Source organism: Shewanella basaltis, assembly GCF_023283885.1.
In the GTDB taxonomy this organism is placed as follows: Bacteria; Pseudomonadota; Gammaproteobacteria; order Enterobacterales; family Shewanellaceae; genus Shewanella; species Shewanella basaltis.
Genome location: NZ_JAKILA010000012.1, coordinates 106,667 through 123,886 on the forward strand (window position 1 = coordinate 106,667; position 17,220 = coordinate 123,886).

General features: G+C 41.2%; 14 protein-coding genes and 1 pseudogene. 7 read left to right on the forward strand and 8 right to left on the reverse strand.

Annotated features, from left to right (window positions below):
- Window positions 1-61 precede the first annotated feature (61 nt).
- The 3 genes from ilvN to L2703_RS10545 all read right to left on the reverse strand — a co-directional run bounded on the left by ilvN (window position 62) and on the right by L2703_RS10545 (window position 4,122).
- A complete protein-coding gene (ilvN, locus tag L2703_RS10535; RefSeq protein ID WP_248971050.1) occupies window positions 62-556 on the reverse strand; it encodes an acetolactate synthase small subunit in 495 nt (164 codons plus the stop codon).
- Window positions 556-2,274: an acetolactate synthase 3 large subunit gene (locus L2703_RS10540; protein WP_248971051.1), complete on the reverse strand. Its 1,719-nt coding sequence runs from the start codon at window positions 2,272-2,274 to the stop codon at window positions 556-558. Before L2703_RS10540 ends, ilvN begins: the two co-directional genes overlap by 1 nt.
- A 687-nt stretch (window positions 2,275-2,961) precedes the next feature.
- A complete protein-coding gene (locus L2703_RS10545; RefSeq protein WP_248971063.1) occupies window positions 2,962-4,122 on the reverse strand; it encodes a multidrug effflux MFS transporter in 1,161 nt (386 codons plus the stop codon).
- Between the two features lie 924 nt (window positions 4,123-5,046).
- Between L2703_RS10545 and L2703_RS10550 the strand changes: the two genes are divergently transcribed.
- The 3 genes from L2703_RS10550 (at window position 5,047) to L2703_RS10560 (ending at window position 8,211) form a co-directional block, all read left to right on the forward strand.
- Window positions 5,047-6,786: a SulP family inorganic anion transporter gene (locus tag L2703_RS10550; protein ID WP_248971064.1), complete on the forward strand. Its 1,740-nt coding sequence runs from the start codon at window positions 5,047-5,049 to the stop codon at window positions 6,784-6,786.
- Window positions 6,787-6,985: 199 nt separating this feature from the next.
- Window positions 6,986-7,609: a 2OG-Fe(II) oxygenase gene (locus L2703_RS10555; RefSeq protein ID WP_248971052.1), complete on the forward strand. Its 624-nt coding sequence runs from the start codon at window positions 6,986-6,988 to the stop codon at window positions 7,607-7,609.
- Window positions 7,610-7,806: 197 nt separating this feature from the next.
- On the forward strand, window positions 7,807-8,211 hold the full coding sequence (locus L2703_RS10560) for a hypothetical protein (protein ID WP_248971053.1): 405 nt from the start codon (window positions 7,807-7,809) through the stop codon (window positions 8,209-8,211).
- A 30-nt stretch (window positions 8,212-8,241) separates the two neighbouring features.
- Here the strand turns inward: L2703_RS10560 and L2703_RS10565 are convergent, their stop codons facing one another.
- Window positions 8,242-8,574 (reverse strand): YdbL family probable chaperone protein, encoded by a 333-nt coding sequence (locus L2703_RS10565; protein ID WP_248971054.1) that lies wholly within the window; start codon window positions 8,572-8,574, stop codon window positions 8,242-8,244.
- Between the two features lie 12 nt (window positions 8,575-8,586).
- The gene (locus L2703_RS10570) at window positions 8,587-8,730 is read right to left on the reverse strand and encodes a YnbE family lipoprotein (protein WP_248971065.1); all 144 of its coding nucleotides are present in this window, start codon (window positions 8,728-8,730) and stop codon (window positions 8,587-8,589) included.
- A 130-nt stretch (window positions 8,731-8,860) separates the two neighbouring features.
- Here L2703_RS10570 and L2703_RS10575 point away from each other — a divergent pair.
- Window positions 8,861-9,114: pseudogene (locus L2703_RS10575) on the forward strand (hypothetical protein).
- Here L2703_RS10575 and L2703_RS10580 read toward each other — a convergent pair.
- The 3 genes from L2703_RS10580 to sbcB form a co-directional block, all read right to left on the reverse strand.
- A complete protein-coding gene (locus L2703_RS10580; protein WP_248971055.1) occupies window positions 9,082-12,162 on the reverse strand; it encodes an intermembrane phospholipid transport YdbH family protein in 3,081 nt (1,026 codons plus the stop codon). The pseudogene L2703_RS10575 and the gene L2703_RS10580 sit on opposite strands and share 33 nt — an antisense overlap.
- Before the next feature lie 186 nt (window positions 12,163-12,348).
- Window positions 12,349-13,245 (reverse strand): cytidine deaminase, encoded by an 897-nt coding sequence (gene cdd / locus L2703_RS10585; RefSeq protein ID WP_248971056.1) that lies wholly within the window; start codon window positions 13,243-13,245, stop codon window positions 12,349-12,351.
- Between the two features lie 45 nt (window positions 13,246-13,290).
- The gene (sbcB, locus tag L2703_RS10590) at window positions 13,291-14,706 is read right to left on the reverse strand and encodes an exodeoxyribonuclease I (protein WP_248971057.1); all 1,416 of its coding nucleotides are present in this window, start codon (window positions 14,704-14,706) and stop codon (window positions 13,291-13,293) included.
- A gap of 169 nt (window positions 14,707-14,875) precedes the next feature.
- Between sbcB and L2703_RS10595 the strand changes: the two genes are divergently transcribed.
- The 3 genes from L2703_RS10595 (at window position 14,876) to L2703_RS10605 (ending at window position 16,995) form a co-directional block, all read left to right on the forward strand.
- Window positions 14,876-15,682, forward strand: coding sequence for a hypothetical protein (locus tag L2703_RS10595; protein WP_248971058.1), 807 nt, complete (start codon window positions 14,876-14,878; stop codon window positions 15,680-15,682).
- Between the two features lie 21 nt (window positions 15,683-15,703).
- Window positions 15,704-16,537, forward strand: a complete 834-nt coding sequence (rlmA, locus tag L2703_RS10600) for a 23S rRNA (guanine(745)-N(1))-methyltransferase (RefSeq protein WP_248971059.1) — start codon at window positions 15,704-15,706, stop codon at window positions 16,535-16,537.
- Between the two features lie 248 nt (window positions 16,538-16,785).
- Entirely contained in the window at window positions 16,786-16,995 is a 210-nt protein-coding gene (locus tag L2703_RS10605; RefSeq protein ID WP_011496716.1) for a cold-shock protein, read from the forward strand.
- Window positions 16,996-17,220 lie beyond the last annotated feature (225 nt).

A 17,220-nucleotide genomic window follows, 5' to 3' on the forward strand; every position in this document is an offset into this window, starting at 1 on the left:
CCATAAAAAACGCCTAGACTTTAAGGTGCTAGGCGGTTTTTTAATGGTTTGAGTTTGACTATTATGCGCGCATTGATTTTTCACCGCGAGCTAAGCCAACGACACCCGAGCGAGAAATTTCGATCACTTTAGTGCTGTCACCAAGAGAGTGAATAAAGGCGTCAATTTTTTCGCTAGTGCCGACCATCTGAATGGTATATAAATTAGCTGTCACATCGACAATCTGGCCTCTAAAAATATCAGCCGTTCGCTTCACTTCTTCGCGCTGATCACCTTGTGCTTTAACCTTCACTAGCGCGATTTCGCGTTCAATATGGGCCGACTCTGTGATATTGGCTACTTTTAAAATGTCGATTAACTTGTGCAGTTGTTTTTCAATTTGTTCTAATACCGACTCATCTGCAATAACCGTAATGTTGAGTCTTGACAGCGTAGTGTCTTCGGTCGGTGCTACCGTTAAACTTTCAATGTTATAACCGCGCTGTGAAAACAGACCAACAACTCGTGACAATGCGCCTGGTTGGTTTTCAAGTAATACAGAAATAATACGACGCATTAGCTTTTCTCCGTTTTGCTTAACCACATTTCGTTCATTGCACCGCCGCGGATCAGCATTGGGTAAACGTGTTCGGTTTCATCTACGCTAATATCCACAAAGACAAGTTTGTCTTTCATGGCTAATGCTTCTGCCAGTTTAGACTCAAGTTCGTCAGGGTGAGTGATGTTCATACCAACATGGCCATAAGCTTCGGCAATTTTGGCAAAATTAGGCACTGAGTCCATGTAAGATTGTGAATGGCGGCCAGAGTAAATCATGTCTTGCCATTGCTTAACCATTCCAAGAAAACGATTGTTTAAGTTAATAATTTTAACTGGCGTGTCATATTGTAAAGCCGTTGATAGCTCTTGAATGTTCATCTGAATCGAACCGTCACCCGTGACACAAACCACGGTTTCATCAGGAAATGCCATCTTAACACCCATGGCCGCTGGTAAACCAAATCCCATGGTGCCCAGTCCACCAGAGTTAATCCAGCGACGCGGTTTATCAAATGGGTAGTACAGTGCGGCAAACATTTGGTGCTGGCCAACGTCAGAGGCAACATAGGCATCACCATTAGTTAGCTTATGCAAGGTTTCAATGACTTGCTGTGGTTTAATGCGGTTGCTTGTGCGGTCAAACTCTAAACTTTTACGTGAACGCCAGATGTCAATTTCACGCCACCATGTTGATAACGCCTCATTATCATTTGTCTCGTTAGTTTCATCTAACAGTTCTAACATGCTGTCTAGAATGTTGTCTGCAGAACCTACAATCGGGATATCGACACGAACGGTTTTTGAAATAGATGAAGGATCGATATCGATGTGTAAAATTGTCGCGTTAGGGCAGTATTTTTCTACATTATTGGTGGTTCGGTCGTCAAAACGAACCCCAATACCAAAAATTAAATCGGTATTGTGCATGGCCATGTTGGCTTCGTAACAGCCGTGCATACCAAGCATACCTAAACTTTGCTTGTGCGAACCCGGAAATGCGCCAAGGCCCATAAGTGTACTAATTACCGGAATATTCAACCGTTCGGCAAGTTTAAGAATTTGTGCATCACAACCTGATATAACAGCCCCGCCACCTACATACAACACAGGTTTTTTGGCTGCTAATAAGGCTTGCAAACCTCGACGAATTTGGCCTTTATGGCCTGTTGTGGTGGGGTTGTATGAGCGCATTTTAACGCTGTCAGGATACACATAGTCGTGAAGAATATCTGGACTTAAACAATCTTTAGGGATGTCGATAACCACGGGGCCAGGGCGGCCTGTTGATGCAATAAAAAAGGCTTTTTTGACAATTTCAGGGATGTCTTTTGCGTCTTTCACTAAAAAGCTGTGTTTAACCACAGGGCGAGAGATACCAATCATGTCACATTCTTGGAATGCGTCATTACCAATTAGGTTACTTGGTACCTGGCCTGATAATACAACTAATGGTATTGAATCCATGTAGGCTGTGGCAATACCGGTAATGGCGTTAGTTGCCCCCGGGCCAGATGTCACTAGCACAACACCGACCTTACCCGTTGCACGTGCGTAACCGTCAGCCATGTGAACGGCTGCTTGTTCGTGACGAACAAGAATATGTTCAACGCCTGCTATTTTATGAAGAGAATCATAGATGTCTAAAACAGAACCACCGGGATAACCGAAGATGTGGCTAACGCCCTCGTCGATTAAAGATCGTACGATCATGCTCGCACCAGAAAGCTTTTCCATGAAATGAGTCCTTTTTAAGTTACCGTATGGTAAACAGTATCTTGTTATACAACGACGGTAATCGCTTTAAAAATAAGTTTGAAGGGTAATTCAAACTCGACAATTGAAACTAACAGTAGTTAATTTCAACGACTTGTTCATTAAGTGACTCCGTGAATCACTTGAGTACATAGTATGTAAATTAAAATTTACTTCAACCCTTTTAGTTAAATATATTTCCAGCTTGAATTTAATTCATGGTTGTGATTTGTTGCGGGTGTTGAATGATGGCGTTAAGCAAAGAGCGGTTTAATAACCAATAACAACATTAAGGCCATCAACTAGGATGGCCTTAATGGTAAATTGACGATGCATGTAACGCACAATATTAGGTTAACTGCCCATTGAATAAGATTATGTTTAACTTCTAGGGCCTGTTGATCTTTGCTGGTTGAATTTTGTTCGAGTTAAAAACGTGTTAATCGAGGCGAATGGATTGTAGCCTAGTCACCTAAGCAACTCTTTATTTGTAAAGCATCGTTTAACAAAGAGTAAAACGTTTTTAGCCGAACCCTGTGGGCAGCGTTTGTTGGTCATTTTTACTGCGTTATCGACTTTTTATGTAGAATAACTACACCTCAAAGCCTCCGCCGCGCACTTGTATATGAGTAATGGCCAACAATTCGCTGCAAAAACAACCTTGAAATGTCAACAGGCCCTGGCTAAACGGCTTTGTAAAAATTGACACACACCAACAAGAAACACCGCCCCTAGCATTAATGCCGAAAAGGGCAGTGCACTTCCGTCATAAAAAAAGGCCAGTAATGGCCCTGCAGCAGCGCCAAAACCAAAACGTAATGTGCCTATAACAGCTGTTGCCGTGCCAGTTTCTTGCTTAAATTTTAAGAGAACAATGGCATCAGCATTAACCGACATAATCCCAAGCGATCCCATTAATGGGATTAACATGAGCACAGTATAGTGATAACTCAAATCAAGCAGGTTCACCATTAACAGACCAACCGCCGAAATTAACCCAAATACTGTCGCCACATGTAGCATACGTTTTGAACCATATCGGCTCACAATACGTGAATTGACAATATTAGCTAACATGAGCGCACCCACATTGGTGCTAAATAAAATAGCGAATAATGATTTATCTAAATTAAACACTTCCATGTACACAAAGGGCGATGCTGTTAAGTAGCAAAAAAACGCAAATGAGGTCAAAACGCCACTTGTGATGTTGAATTTTACGCCATCTCTTGAAAACACTGTGTAGTAAGCGCGTAAAAACGACTGTTGACTTCGGCTGTTGTTATCTTTATCGCTGGGCATTTTTAATTTAAACAGCACCAGTGCCAACAAGGTAATGGCATAACAACTTTGACTTAAAAAGATTAAGTGCCAGTCGCCCAATTCCATAATAAGGCTACCTAATGTTGGAGCAAGTAAGGGGGCCAACATCATGATTAAGCTGACATAAGACATGCCTTTAGCGGTGTTATCGCCGTACACTTCTTTAATATATCCGGGAACCACAACGGTCGCGGCCGCACCAATAAAGGCTTGAGCAAACCGCAACAGTAAAAATTGTTCAATACTGATGCTTAATGCAATCAGTAAGCTGATGACGGTAAAACCTGATAATCCAAAAATCACTAATGGCCGTCTACCGATTTTGTCTGCTAATGGCCCAAACGTGAGCATGCCTACTGCATAACCGGCTAAATAAATGCTTAATGATTGCTGCACTGTGGTGATGTCGGCATCAAACCCCAAGGCCAAAACTGACATGGCAGGCAAATACATGTCGATGGCTAAAGGCGTGATCGCTACAATCGCTGCCAACATTGGGATCAACATTGCCAAATGAGGAATGCTTGTTACGTTAGGGGATGATGTTGATTTGATTGGCGATACCACAAAAACCTCTGGGAGAAGATAAACCTAAAACGCATTGTACGCAAAAGAGGCAACAGTCTAGCATGCAATGGTGCTGTTTGAGTTGGCTTTTTGTAAGCAAATTTAGGGCTTGCTGTTCTTTGCTAGGTGTATGTTGTTGAAGTTAAAACGTGTCAATTGAAGCAAATGAATTGATGCCTAGTCAACTTCGCAACTCGTTATTCGTAGTGGGTTATTCACTTAGAGTAAGACGTTTTTAGCCGAATCTTTTAAGCAGCGTTTGTTGGCCATTTTTACAGCGTTATCAACTTTTTGTGCAGCATGACGATACTTCAACGTGTCTGTCTTGTCGCTCATATTTAATTAATGGCCAACAATTGGCTGCAAAACATCCTTGAATGATGAACAGACCCTCGTTAGGGGAGCGATTTTTGCGCTTTATTGCGGCCTTTTTGCGCAATATACCCACCGTAAGATTGGGTGCTGAGGCATAAAATGAGCTGGGTTTTACATTGCGACGTGATTTCATCATACCTCTACATAAGAGATATATTTAACCTGAATTCGGGATAAGGGATGAACTTATACTATTTAAAATCAACATGTTACCCATTGTCACTTTCAAGCTTGTCATTTGTTCTGCTAACAAGGCGAATTGACGCGTCAATAGCTAGCCTATTGTAAGTCGATTCAACGCAGTGAGCAGGGCAAAGGACTATTTGAAAGGCATTTATTATCCCGAGCTCAGGTTATTTACCATTGTTAACAAAAATTTACCTGTTTTGTTCGATTGATTATGTCGTAATTAATTTGAAATAAAACTATGATAAGTATCAAAGTAATTGCGGTGGAGTCGTTGTGATTTTAAGTCGATTGTATGCGTTTATGCCTGGTTTAGAAACCTTTGCCCGATATGAAAAAAGTTGGCTTAAAGACGATGTAACCGCTGCGTTATCGGTTGCTGCCGTTGCGTTACCCGTTGCCATTGCCTATGCACAACTTACAGGGGTTAATGCCGCTGTTGGCTTGTATTCTTGTGTACTCCCTATGCTGGTTTATGCCTTGTTTGGAACATCAAGACAGCTTATTGTTGGCCCAGATGCGGCAACCTGTGCCGTTATTGCTGCGGTGGTGACGCCATTAGCTGCTGGCGATAGCCTAATGCATTGGCAATTAGTGATGACCATGACGGTGATGACGGGTTTTTGGTGTTTAATTGCCAGCCGATTTAAATTAGGCGTGTTAGCAGACTTTTTGTCTAAACCGATTTTAATGGGGCTATTAAACGGTGTTGCTATTACGATTATTGTTGGACAATTCTCAAAGATTTTTGGCTTTACCTTTGATGAAAAGTACTTATTAGAACGTTTAGGTGGTGCGCCTAGTTACCTTTCTCAAACCCATATTCCTACGTTTTTAATGGCCATTCTTACGGTCATTGTTTATTTTGTCATGAAACGGATTAAACCCGCCTGGCCAGCGTCTATGTTTGCCATTGCTGTGGGTGCATTGTTGGTGTGGTTATTCAAGCTCACTGAGTATGATATCGCTGTAATTGGTTCCGTTGCCGGCGGCCTCCCTTCATTTCAAACGCCTGCATTTAATATAGGTATTGCTCGAGAGTTAGTGATGCCAGCACTGAACTTAGCGATGGTCAGCTTTGTTAGCATGATGCTTACTGCACGCAGTTTTGCTGCCAAAAATGGTTATGATATTGATGCAGATAAAGAGTTTAAAGCTTTAGGATTAGCCAATATTGCCTCTGCCTTGTCACAAGGATTTGCCGTAAGTGGTGCAGACTCTCGTACAGCCGTTAACGACGCAAATGGCGGTAAAACCCAGTTAGTGTCTGTGATTGCGGCAGTATTAATTGCCATTGTGGCGGTGTTTTTAACGGCACCGCTTGAATACATTCCAAGTGCTGCATTGGGCGTTGTGTTGGTTATTGCCTCAGTACACCTTATCGATTTTAAAGCCATTTGGGTATTACGCCTGCGTGATCGTCAAGCATTTTACTTAGCCTTAACCACATTATTTGCGGTGCTATTTATTGGGGTTATCCCAGGGATTACGTTAGCGGTATTATTGGGGCTTTTTCAGTTTTTACGAACCGTTATGCGCCCGACAGATCAAGTGCTAGGGCTGGACTCTAAAGGCATTATTCGCAGCATAGACGGAAGCGATAAAGCAACTGCAGTACCTGGAGTATTTATTTATCGTTTTAATTCACCACTCACTTACTTTAACTCAACCTACTTTAAACGCAGATTACTTGAACGTTTTGCAAGGCAAAATCAGCTTGAACCCGTTGATTGTGTGATGATTGATGCTGTGCCGTGTTTTACCCATTTAGATCTTTCTGTGATGGCAATGCTCACTGATATTGAGGCGCTTTTGCGTAAACGAGGTGTGAGCTTGGTGTTAGCTGGCAGAAAACGACAACTGCTCAGTTGGTTTGAACAAACCGATATGGTCTCTGGTGAAGAGGGAATTGTCATCAGATCGGATTTATATTTAGCATTGAAGTTACACCAAAGCCATTTAGCCGCAACCACAGAGTTGACAGATGATAGCCCAGAGAAGGCTGAAGAAAATCAGTCGGTACTGGCCCATAGTCAACTATAAGGCTAAGTGTAAGGTGCTGTTTTTAAATGAATTAAAATTTGTTGTTTAGTGTGGTTTTATTCTATAAAATCGCCCTAAATAACTGAGGTATGGCAATCATACCTTGTAACGACGCCCCCTCGAAAATCAGGCTCTTAACCTCTTTTATGAGTCCTTGAGTAAAGTATAAAGCGTAGTCTTTCTGTTGGATGTAGCATGTATGGTTTCGCAAGTAAGTGAAGCAATGCTGGATGTGATCGCAGATGCGTTAGTCGATAAAGGATACATTCTTTTATCTGACATCATTCCTGATTATGTAAGCTTAGCCTTGCTTGAAAAAATGCAAGCAGAGCAAGATATTAATTTTAAAAAAGCCGCTATTGGTCGAGGTATTGAACAGCAAATCAATACCGAAATTCGCTCGGATAAAATTAGCTGGTTAGATAATCAAGATCATACTGATCGTGAGTATTTATCTATTATGGAACAGTTAAAAGAAGGGTTAAATCGCCGCTTGTTTATGGGGTTATTTGACTTTGAGAGCCATTATGCTGTGTATGAGCCTGGTGCGTTTTATAAAAAACATGTCGATGCCTTGCACGGTAGCCAAAATCGTATTTTATCGACGGTGTTTTTTTTAAATCCAGAATGGCAAGAAAGTGATGGCGGCGAATTAGTTATTTATGATGAGCTTGATCAAACCTTAGACATAGTAACCCCACAAATTGGCACACTAGTATTGTTTTTAAGTGAACGCTTTCCTCACGAAGTTCGCCCAACATTTAAAACACGTAATAGTATTGCGGGTTGGTTTCGGGTTAGCAATGCCAACCACGGTTTTTAAACCTAACGCTTAGCATTACCAACGGCACAGATAACATACGCTATCATTGCAATGGTTATCTGTGTCTATTTGTTTTTGCCACTCTTTTCCCTTTTATCTTCGTCTGTATTTTATTGTCAATACATTGATACTTTTCAATTTAGCCACGATTGATATACGATGTGCTCATGTGTAATTTATACAAGGTAAATAAGACAATGTTTAAACCCGCAACGTGGATTTTTGCATCGGTATGTGTGTGTATTAGCGCTACAGCTTGTGCAGAAGATGCAGCAGAAAAAGCCTTTACCGACGAATTAATTGAGTGCGCCGCATACTACCAAATTAGCTCCGAAGCCATTGGCGCAATGAATGCGCCGCAAATGAAGGCGGTAGGGGAGCGTTTAACTGCTTCTGCGCGTGATACCATTACTCTTGCCGGAAAGTACCGTAGTCCAGAGCAAGTCGACAAAGATCTGATTAGTGCAAAACAAAAACAAATTGAAAAATTAGCGGGATCCAATAACTTAGGTGGATTAATGGCGCAATATAAAGATTCGTGTAAAGCGCTTGTTGATGACCCACAAAAACGCTTAGATTATTGGACCATGGCCACCATGTAATGAGTCTTTTTTATCATGTATTTGTGCCGTTTACTTTGTTATCCATAGGCCTTGTGGTGTTTGTATAAGGTGTCCTGTTTCGGCAACTTCTATGGCTTTTTGGGCGGCTAGTTTGGCCACGGTTTCAATTTTTATATGGTTACGCTGCGCAATCGCTTGATAATGTGCTTTGCGTTTAGCGTTAACCGACAATACCAAGGCTTGCACTTCTTGTGTATCAATCACTATGCCTAAATAGCCATTCGTTTGTTCGCCTACCCATCCCGACGATTTGGCCTGTTGCAATGTTAAAGCCCAGGCATTTGAACACCATAATAAGCTGGTGACACAAAGTAGTGTCACTATTTTTGATAATGATTTCATTGAGTTTCCAGCCTAAAATAATTCGTCATTTTCAATCAAGGTGTCCAGTTCTTTATCGACTTTTATTTTGATTTCATGTTCTATTTTGACATTGAGATTGATAACAATGGGTTTGTCAGGCGGATCAATTTTTACTGTTGGCGTGCAAGCTGACATCAATAAAGACGTCAATATAATTGAAATTCTGACACTGTATGTCGACAAATAATTCACGTAGATTTCCTTTTAGGGCCTAGGGTCTGTTGATCTTTGCTGGTTGAATTTTGTTCGAGTTAAAAACGTTTTAATCGAGGCGAATGGATTAAAGCCTAGCCACCTAAGCAAAATCTGTTCAACAAAGAGTAAAACGTTTTTAGCCGAACCCTGTGGGCAGCGTTTGTTGGTCATTTTTACTGCGTTATCGACTTTTTATGTAGAATACTACACCTCAAAGTCTCTGCCTTATACAAATGGCCAACAATTCGCTGCAAAAACAACCTTGAAAGATCAACAGACCCTAAGCTTATGTTACTGAACTTTAGTCTCAATTTTATTTTGTAATTGATTACCAATCTGAGTGCTTTTGTACAGTTGAATTAAATTTTCTTGGTGGTTGTAGTTGAGATGAACGGGGCGCTCAACATCACGGCTTTTGCCTTTAACACCCACATGAATAAATGCATCGCCATTAGGGTTCATATCAAAAGTGCTCGACAATTCAGTGTAGTTAAGGTGCTCAAGGGCTGTAAAGACTAATTCTAAATAAGGCTGCGATAATTGCAGTTGATCCATTGCAGGATTTCCTGCCACTTCAATTAATCCACCAGGTGAACGGGCGGCAAGCTTACCGCCTGCTATGGTGACTTTACCGTCGACCACTTCGGCTGGGAGTACGCCATCAAATATGCCGCTGGCTTTGACTCCTACTTGAGGCTGTTCTTCTAAGAATGTAGCCAAACTGAGTTCTTGCAGTAATAAATACCCATGGGATTTTTCATGTAATTTGAGCACAAATTCAGGAAGTAAAAAACGACCGTCTAGCATGTCGCCCCTGGCTGTTAAACTGACGTTGGTTTCACTTAACCCCGTAATTTGTTGCAGCCAGTTTTCGGGGTCTTTATTCCCGTCTTTGGTTAATTCGATGTTGGCTTGCATATTCAGATTGGTCATTAACAGACCGACATTGGCTTTTTGTACACTGATTGCGGTTTGAGGGCACACTAACTTACTTTGGGCAAAGTGTTGCTCTGCCACTGGTGTGTTTGGTTTGTCATGTAGCTGTTGCCAGTTAAATTGACACTGTGCAAACACATCACCGCCAATAAAAGCGTTGCCTGCTAAGCGACCTGATAATGATGAAAGTTGTTGCTGAATTTTCATTTCAAATTGGCTGCTGTTATTTAGCTCACTCAGCGCAAAACCTGCCACTAAGTGACTGTGGCCTTGCAGGTTGAAGTTCTCTGGTAATGGCTGTACTTTTTTAAGTGTGTTAAGTGCTTTTTCGATATCGCTGTCAAATGTCCATTGGCCTGCTAAAGCAAGCGGGCTTTTGCTGTCTGCAAATTTCAATAAATGATAGCTGCTTAATGTTAGGGTATCTAATTGCCACTGTTCGCGGCCTACTAATAAGCCTTTTGATAAATTGAGCTGTTGTTGCACATTAATGTTGTTCAATGCAACTAAGGGTTGGCGACGACTCTTGCCTATTTGTTTCACGGCATCAAGTTGCTTGATACGCCAAATCAGGTGATTTTCTGCCGCAGTTTGTAGCCATTGCGTCATGGCTTGCTCGATGTTTTGATCATCTTTTAAGGCAAAGCTCACCGCGCGTTGCACATCTATACTTGCCTGATTGACTGTGGCATAAGTTGTGATTGTTTTGGCATTTTGCTGACGGACAATGTGCTGGCCAATAAATTGTTTTGCCGTGACACTAAAGGGCGCCAACTGAATATCGAGTTGCTGGCTTTTACGAATGGTAGATGTTTCGGATAAGTTTAGTGCTAAAGAAGCAAGTTGTGCAGCGCTATTTGTTTGAATGCTATGTTTGGTTTTATCACCATCTTGGTGCGCTACGTTCACAGCAGTTAATGTCATAGCTGAACTTGGGTGTAACGCTAGGCTGATATCATCCGTATGTAGACTTTCTATGGTGCCGCTGAGCTTAATCGATGCCGCCTCAAAGCTAAGCTGCTCTATGTCGACTTCTGGTAATATTGCTTTTATGTCAATAGTTTGGGGTTGTTTTGTTGTGGGATTTGACTCTCCCAGTGTCGTCTCCCATTGGATATCACTACGCCATTGTTGTTGGCTATTGGCTTGAAGATGGCTTAATGACAATTGAGTCTGTAGGCGAGACCCTGTAAGGCTTAATCTGATGTCTGGAATGCTGACTTGTGCGCTAGCAGTGTCGTCCAGTGGGATTGTCACTTCAATAGCTTGTGACATGGTCATGGCTATTTGGGGGTGCTCAGAAGATGGGGCAAAGTATTGTACAAGTTGGCTCAGGCTTTGCCGACGTTTGGGATCTGCTATCAATAATTCGATTAATTGATTGATGTCGGCGTCACTCGGGCTCGTGTGATAATGGATAGGTGCAATGGCTAATTTTAGCGCTAAAGTGTCGATAGGGTGATGTGTTTCAGGTTGCTTAAATGGGTCATTTAGCGGATACGTGCCTATGTCTAGGGTAAAATGGATCGGTTGTTTTGGCGTAAAAAACACACTTGGCCAGCGTGCAGAATGTAACGATAAATCGCTGATGGATTGCTGGCTATTTAGCTCACCCGTGAGCAAATTGAGTGTGGTGTGTGTTGTCCATTGACCTTGCAAAGAGACTTGCTGCTGGCTTATTGGATCGAGTGCTTGTGTCAGTTTTGTGTGTAAGCTGCTTAATAGATTATTGCTGTGAAGATCGGCCTTAAATTGTTTTTCATGCAGTAAGGTTAAGTATTGTTGTAATGACAGAAGTCCTTGATAACTTGAGCCTAAATCGACCAAGGTGTCAAACTGCCAATGTTGTTTATTTAACGTGGCATCAACACTAAATAGCGGAAACTCATCAAAGTACCACTTGGTGTTGAGTTTTCCTGTTTCTGACAGCGTCAGCTTCTCCATGCTTAAGCGATGTTCAATTGTCTGTGCGTTATCTAAAATCGGCAAATTAATGTCGATATTGCCTAAATTAATCATTGGCAGTTTGGTTAGGGGCAGTTGTAAGGTGGCAGGTGAGTCTTCGGTTTGTTGTGCTTGTCTAATAAAAAAGCTTTCACCTAAGTCGACATACACGCTTTGAGTGTTGATACTGACAATATCATCAGCATTAAGTTGTTGGTTTTTTAGGATTTGAAAACTGTCGCGCAGCTCGAGAGTAAACTCTTGTACTGCAATGTGGCTGTCTTCAATTTTTAGGATCAGCCTGGGAATATAAAGATGATTTAATGAAACGTATTCAGCATCAAAGTTAAGGACTTCAATGTGGCTTTCTGCCAGTAAGTTGTTGAGTAGTTTTACTGTTAGTGGCTTAGCATTCTCGACAATGGCCCATACTAATCCTACTGTGCATAGCAGTAAAAAAATGAAAATCCGTTTTATCGTAAATATGCGCAATAGTGACTCACTCGTAGCTTTTGTCTAGGGTTTCATTGCGTAGTTAAGTGATGCATAAAGTCATTTAATCCTGTTTAAGACTAGCATGTTAATGGTTTGATTGGATGTCCTATAAATGATAATTAATCAGTATGGATTAAATAAAAAAGGCGCAACTAGGCGCCTTTTAGAGATGCTGCCGCACAGTTAAGCCGGCATGGGCTCGACAACAATGTGCTCTAATTCAATGGCTGCAATTGCATGTAGCGCATCCATAGCGGCACCGACAAGGCTAATTTTTCCTTCAGATGACTCAATCAATACCGCACGTTTAATTTCGCTGTATTGACGGTTGTGTCTAATTAAGTTCGATAACGCCATTTGCATTGGTTGCATTGACGGGTTAAATGCCGCGTTCTCGGCATATCTACCACAAAATGTTGCGCCATCATTGGTTTCAAGCACGACTGCGGCGTTGCTGTTTGTGTAAGGCGCGTAGCTTAAACCTGCTTGATCTAACGCTTCAATAATCATTGGGTCGTCAGAATTTAGGCTAAATTCTTTTTCACGCTTGCACAATAAAGGTTGAGTAACATCTAAATCAGCCGGACCAAATGCATAAGGCAAGTAGTGAGATAGTGGCTTTGTTTCTTGCTTAGGTAGATGAATATTAATTTTGCTGCTATTGACTAACTCATTGATAAATTGGCGACAATGTCCACATGGGCTAAAGTTAACAATAATATCAACAATTTCTGTTTCGCCACTTAACCAAGCATGACTAATGGCACTTTGTTCTGCATGCACACTGTGAAACAGTGCTTCTCCAGGAAGCTCTAAGTTTGCACCCATGTAAAGGTCGCCACTGGCGCCTTTAGCAATAGCGCCTACATAAAACTCACTGATAGGTGGGTTAGCAAGTGCGGCGGCAATTGGCAATAAATCCATTAATACTTGTTCTTCTGGCTTGCCACTGGCGGCAACTAACATAGCAAATTGACTGGCATCTATATGACCGCAAAATTGGTCATGAAGTAATGGTGCAAGTGCTGTTGCTAATGGTTTGTCTAGTTGAGTAATGCTGTCTAAAAATCGATTTTGCATTCCCTTAATCCTTAAATGAAATAAATCGGGCAAAGTGATAATTCACTATAATGACTGTAAGTATTGATATAGGGCTTTAAGTAACTTTTGTTTGGATTCATTCTCGCTGGTTTCTTCGACCAAGTTTTCGAGATTAATCACATAATCGGTATCCGAAAGTCGTTGTTGGCAAAAATCGCGCCAGCGTCGAGCTTCATTATCGGACAAAGTTTCTGGATAGTTACGTGCCCGGAAACGAAATAGCATTTCATCAATGCGCGGATCATCAAATTGCAATGCTAACGCCGCAAGATTACGCGGCTCGGTATGGCAAATAATGTCCATTTTGGTTTTATCAGCAGGGCTGAAAAAACCACCACTGTATAACATTAAATCGGGGTCGGTAATTGGCTGACGATCCGACTCTAACTCAAATACTTGATTAAGCTTTTCTCGTATTTCTGGATGATTTTTTAAGCGCTTATACTGTTCACGAGCAAAGTCTTTATCAAACTGTAATTTTGCAGCCACCTCGTCGTCAAGTAATTTTGGTGAACCAATAAAGGGACATTTGTTAAGGTGGACTTGTTTTATGGGAATTGGCAGCTCAGTTTCACCTAATTCATGCCTTGGGGTGTACATTCTGTCGCTGATTTCTTGTGCTGACAATTCGAGCAATGGTGAAACATCCATGGCGAGATTAATACAAATAACAGCATTTTTATTGGTCGGGTGGTAAGCAACCGGTGCAATAAGAGTTGTGCAACCATGTAAGGCACTTATTTTTGAGCTTACATGCACTAATGGATTCATTTTTAATACGTCAATATGTTCGGCAACGGCTTGTTTACGACGTAAATTAAAATAATACTCATATAATTTAGGCTGTTTTTCTTTGATAAGTTTTGCCATGGCGATGGTGGCATACACATCACTCATTGCATCATGGGCCTTTTCATGGCTAAGGCCATTGGCTTGCGTTAATAGCTCTAATTTAAAGCTAGGTGTTCCATCTTCTTTTAAAGGCCAATTAATTCCATCAGGTCTAAAGGCGTAACAGGCTCTGACTAAATCGATAATGTCCCAGCGAGAATTACCGTTTTGCCACTCTCGTCCGTAGGGGTCAATAAAGTTACGGTAAAAACCATAACGGGTGACTTCGTCGTCAAAGCGTAATGAATTATAACCGACAACACAGGTATTAGGTTGGCTAAATAATGAATGGATCCGGCGCATAAATTCAGCTTCTGGTATGCCTTTCATGTTTGCCAACTGTGGGGTGATCCCAGTAATGAGAATGGCTTCGGGTGCCGGTAAATAATCAGGTGATTGTTTGCAATAAAATGTTTCTGGTTCACCGATAATGTTCAGGTCAAGGTCGGTTCTGATCCCTGCAAATTGCGATGGACGGTCTTTGGCCGGGTTAGCGCCAAAGGTTTCATAATCGTGCCAGAATAGGGTGGGTTGAATTGCATTTACCATAATAAAAATAAGATCCTTTTCGCGGTTGCAGGCATATTAACATTGATAAGCATCAAATTGATAATAGCGTTAAATTTCGATTTTTATTAGGATCGCTGTCGGTTTGCTAGTTTATCGTTAATAAGTAAGATAAATTATACAAGTAGCGTCGTTTAAAACAGGATATTAAATGCACCAACATATATTTACTCAGCCTATTGTCAGTGAAATCAAACAACCCACGTTGTTAACGATTCGCTTGTTAGACTCTGTAAGTGACTTGTTAGTGCTATCGGCAATGACCAATCCCATCGCTGAATTTGTCGTAAGCCAAGTTAGCGCCCTAGAAGCCACATTGATTGTGCGTCATCAACCTTTTGTTGAACTGTGTTATCACAATACACATCATGTTGCTGACAAATATGATCAGATGCGCTCGCTCGGACAAGGCGCACGTTTGTATCCGATGATGGGGATTGCACCAAGAGTGTGTATTGAGCAACTCAGAGAAGGTATTACGGTTAATATCCAAGCCGATGAACATGTTTACTTTAGCCTAGGTTCTTGTACTCGCTTTGAATTAATCTCCCTTGAACAAGACTTACGTATTTTAAGTGAACCTCAAGCTTTAGTGATGGCCAAAGCGATTTTAGGGCGAAAATTTGATTACGATGAACCGTCATCAATGCTGGCTGTGCATATCAGTGAAGTTGAACAAGTTAGACGTGATTTGCGCGAATACTTAAAAGGTGAGTCGGGTAAAATTCATCCAGGTGTATCAACTGAGCTGTTAAAGCTTGATCATTTATTGCAAAATAAACACCAGTGGTTGCTCAGAACATACCATCAATCTTTAGAGCGGCCCAATTTAGGTCGTTCGTCTAATGAGCAACTGAGTAATATTGAGCAATTGCAGCGAAAGCTAGATTGTTTTGAGTTACTCGCACCCAAAGACGTGTCAGATATGGTGAATAAATTGTCTGATGACGGAATGTAATATTACCTTTTGAGCCTACCCATGCCCTATATTTGTCCTATTTGTTCAGCACCGTTAACCTTATTCGATAAAAGTTGGGTATGTCCCCAACGGCATCAATTTGATAATGCAAAAGAAGGTTACGTAAATTTATTGCCTGTGCAAAAGAAAAAAACCAAAGACCCAGGTGATAACAAAGAGATGATGATCGCCAGGCGAGAATTTCTCAATAAAGGGTTTTATCAACCGCTGAGTGACAAAGTGAATCAATTGGCTGTTCAATATCACCCACAGGCAGAAACGCTGTTAGATATTGGTTGTGGTGAAGGCTATTACAGTCATCGTTTATTTGAAACCATACAAAAAACATCTGCTGGGCAGTGTCAGTTATTTGGTCTAGATATCTCTAAATCGGCGATTAAGTCGGCTGCCAAGCGCTATAGTGACTTACAATTTTGTGTCGCAAGTGTTTTTGAAATGCCATTTGCAGATAACAGTATAGACTTAGCGATTAGAATTTATGCCCCATCAAAAGTAGAAGAACTGCAGCGGGTCATGAAACCGGGCAGTATACTCATTACTGTTTCGCCAGGCCCGATGCACCATTACGCATTGAAACAAAAGATCTACAGCCAACCAAGATTACATCCGCAAGAATCGCTGGTACTAGAAGGGTTTCATTATCTTTCACATGAATCATTGTCTTATCAGCTAACGTTATCGCAAACAGATGATATTCAGCACTTCTTGAGTATGACGCCTTACGCATGGAAGTTAAGTGACATGCAAAAACGGCAAATAATAGAGCAAGGGCTCGAATGTGAAATCGATTTTAAAATCGAAATTCACCAGCGCGAACAATCAGCAACTGATTAAATCAGACAAATAACTAATTGATGCTCATAGATAAACCGTTCGGTTTAAACATCAAAAAAATATTGACCTTTCCTTGATGTTTGTTGACTTATTCTGAGAATGGTTTATAGTCTAGTTAGCTTGAAGGTTGGGCTTATATTTATGTGTTTCAATACGACCAGTTTCGTCCTGTGAACATAAGTAATACCGGCATTTTCCAGCTTTACCGCCGTTAAGGCTTTAATTATATATTTTACAGGATTTATATCATGTCTCAAGTTACTGGTGTTGTTAAGTGGTTCAACTCTGACAAAGGTTTCGGATTTATCGAGCAAGAGTCTGGTCCAGACGTATTCGTTCACTTCCGTGCTATCAACTCTGACGGTTTCAAAACTCTAGACGAAGGTCAGAAAGTATCTTTCACTGTGACTCAAGGTCAGAAAGGTCCTCAAGCTGAAAACGTTTCAGTAGTTGGCTAATATTTCTATCTAGTTTCGGCTAGATATTAATAATAAGACTGTAGCATTTATGCTGCAGTTTTTTTTTGCTTTTTTCATACTTGTAATAACGGAACTAGTGTGTTTTATACTGGGTCGCTAATCGCTAATCGCTAATCGCTAATCGCTAATCGCTAATCGCTAATCGCTAATCGCTAATCGCTAATCGCTAATCGCTAATCGCTAATCGCTAATCGCTAATCGCTA

Coding starts and splice junctions, on each gene's coding strand:
- ilvN (WP_248971050.1), bottom strand. CDS start 556: ATGCGTCGTATTATTTCTGTATTACTTGAAAACCAACCAGGCGCATTG.
- L2703_RS10540 (WP_248971051.1), bottom strand. CDS start 2,274: ATGGAAAAGCTTTCTGGTGCGAGCATGATCGTACGATCTTTAATCGAC.
- L2703_RS10545 (WP_248971063.1), bottom strand. CDS start 4,122: ATGTTGATCCCAATGTTGGCAGCGATTGTAGCGATCACGCCTTTAGCC.
- L2703_RS10550 (WP_248971064.1), top strand. CDS start 5,047: ATGCCTGGTTTAGAAACCTTTGCCCGATATGAAAAAAGTTGGCTTAAA.
- L2703_RS10555 (WP_248971052.1), top strand. CDS start 6,986: ATGGTTTCGCAAGTAAGTGAAGCAATGCTGGATGTGATCGCAGATGCG.
- L2703_RS10560 (WP_248971053.1), top strand. CDS start 7,807: ATGTTTAAACCCGCAACGTGGATTTTTGCATCGGTATGTGTGTGTATT.
- L2703_RS10565 (WP_248971054.1), bottom strand. CDS start 8,574: ATGAAATCATTATCAAAAATAGTGACACTACTTTGTGTCACCAGCTTA.
- L2703_RS10570 (WP_248971065.1), bottom strand. CDS start 8,730: ATGTCAGCTTGCACGCCAACAGTAAAAATTGATCCGCCTGACAAACCC.
- cdd (WP_248971056.1), bottom strand. CDS start 13,245: ATGCAAAATCGATTTTTAGACAGCATTACTCAACTAGACAAACCATTA.
- sbcB (WP_248971057.1), bottom strand. CDS start 14,706: ATGGTAAATGCAATTCAACCCACCCTATTCTGGCACGATTATGAAACC.
- L2703_RS10595 (WP_248971058.1), top strand. CDS start 14,876: ATGCACCAACATATATTTACTCAGCCTATTGTCAGTGAAATCAAACAA.
- rlmA (WP_248971059.1), top strand. CDS start 15,704: ATGCCCTATATTTGTCCTATTTGTTCAGCACCGTTAACCTTATTCGAT.
- L2703_RS10605 (WP_011496716.1), top strand. CDS start 16,786: ATGTCTCAAGTTACTGGTGTTGTTAAGTGGTTCAACTCTGACAAAGGT.